Source organism: Kitasatospora sp. MBT66 (assembly GCF_000710405.2).
Lineage (GTDB): Bacteria > Actinomycetota > Actinomycetes > Streptomycetales > Streptomycetaceae > Kitasatospora > Kitasatospora purpeofusca.
In genome coordinates, this window is record NZ_JAIY01000009.1 from 92,600 (window position 1) to 94,694 (window position 2,095).

At 75.3% G+C, this 2,095-nt stretch carries 1 protein-coding gene; it reads left to right on the plus strand.

Going from position 1 to position 2,095, the window contains the following annotated elements; translation table 11 throughout:
• Nucleotides 1-381 precede the first annotated feature (381 nt).
• The coding region (locus tag BI06_RS24470; protein WP_043471660.1) for a class I adenylate-forming enzyme family protein at nt 382-2,095 on the plus strand (1,714 nt) is incomplete at its 3' end.

The following is a 2,095-nucleotide window of genomic DNA, read 5'->3' on the forward strand; positions in this document are numbered from 1 at the left end:
GCCCGGCGGGGCGGCGTGGTTCCCGGCCACCGCACCACGCGCGCCCTCTCATCGGGCCCGCGCTCCATGAATAGGGCCCGTATAGGGGGTCGGATAGGGGCGGCCCGGAGCCCCCGCCGTACGAGACTGTGACCGGCGGGAATTCGCGTACGGCCGCCCCGGAAAGGGCGCCCCGGAAAGGCTGCCCCGAAAGCGGGGCCCGGAAATGCACCGGTCCCGTACCGGGGAAAGCCGCCCGCAAACGGAATGTCCATGACGCCGCCACCGACCCGGGTGCCGGGCGGAAACCGAATGCCCCCGCTCCAGGCCCGAACCGACCCGGGCCGAGCCCACCCGACCCGCCCCGAACCCGACGCCGAACCGACCCAAGGAAGTGACGGCATGTTGCGCACCGAGCTGATCCGGCCGCTGCCCGAACTGCTGGCCGAGCACGCCCGCGACAGCTCGGACCGGACCGCGTTCCGCGACGCCGTCCGCGGCGTGACCTACGCCGAGCTCCACGCCCGCACCGGCCGGCTCGCCGGCCACCTCGCCGACCTGCGCCTCCAGCCCGGCGACCGGGCCGCGATCCTGCTCGGCAACAGCGTCGAGGTGGTGGAGTCCTACTTCGGCATCCTGCGCGCCGGTGCCATCGGCGTCCCGCTCAATCCGCACGCCACCGCCGCCGAACTCACCCATCTGCTGGACGACAGCGGTGCCCGCGTCGTCATCACCGACGCCGCCCGCGCCGCCGGCCTGGACGCCCTCGTCCGCGCCCGGGCCGACCTGAGGGTGATCGTCACCGGCGAGGGCCCCGTCCCGGCCGGCACCCTCTCCTTCGAGACCCTGGCCACCACCGACCCCGCCACCCCCGCGCGCGACGACCTCGGCCTCGACGACCCCGCCTGGATGCTCTACACCTCCGGCACCACCGGCCGGCCCAAGGGCGTGCTGTCCACCCAGCGCAACTGCCTCTGGTCGGTCGCCGCCTGCTACGTGCCGGTGCCCGGCCTGAGCGCCGAGGACCGGGTGGTCTGGCCGCTGCCGCTGTTCCACAGCCTGTCCCACATCGCCTGCGTGCTGAGCGTCACCGCCGTCGGCGCCACCGCCCGCATCCTCGACGGCTTCGCCGCGCGGGACGTCCTGGAGGCCGTCCGCGAGGAGTCCGCGACCTTCCTGGCCGGCGTGCCCACCATGTACCAGCAGCTGGTGCGCGCCGCCCGGGAGGACGGCTTCACCGCGCCGGCCCTGCGGATGTGCCTGGTCGGCGGCGCGATGACCACCGCCACGCTGCGGCGCTCCTTCGAGGAGGCGTTCGGCGCGCCGCTCATCGACGCCTACGGCTCCACCGAGACCTGCGGCTCGATCACCGTCAACTGGCCCACCGGTGCCCGCGTCGAGGGCTCCTGCGGCCTGCCCGTCCCGGGCCTGGGCGTGCGCCTGGTCGACGCCGGGACCGGCCTGGACGTCGCCGACGGGGAGGAGGGCGAGGTCTGGGTGCGCGGCCCGAGCGTGATGCTCGGCTACCACAACCAGCCCGAGGCCACCGAGCAGGCGCTGCGCGGCGGTTGGTACCACACCGGCGACCTCGCCCGGCGCGACGGCTCCGGCTACTTCACCATCACCGGCCGGATCAAGGAACTCATCATCCGCGGCGGCGAGAACATCCACCCGGCCGAGGTCGAGGAGGTGCTGCGCGGCGTGCCCGGCGTCGCGGACGTCGCCGTCGTCGGCAAGCCCCACGAGGTGCTCGGCGAGGTGCCGGTGGCCTTCCTGGTGCCCGGCCCCGGCGGCCTCGACCCGGAGGCCCTGCTGGCCGCCTGCCGGGAACGGCTCTCCTACTTCAAGGTCCCCGAGGAGCTGTACGAGACGGAGCGCATCCCGCGCACCGCCTCCGGCAAGATCACCCGGCATGTGCTGCTCGACGCGCCCGCCCGGCTGCGGGCCGCCGGCGGCAGCCACTACGAGCACCTGTTCCGCGTCGACTGGCTGCCGCTCTCCTCCGTCCCCGGCGCCCGCCCCGCCGCCGGCACCTGGGCGGTGCTCGGCGCCGACGCCTTCGGCCTCGCCGACGCCCTCGGCGCCGCCACCCACCCCGACCCGGCCGCGCTGGCCG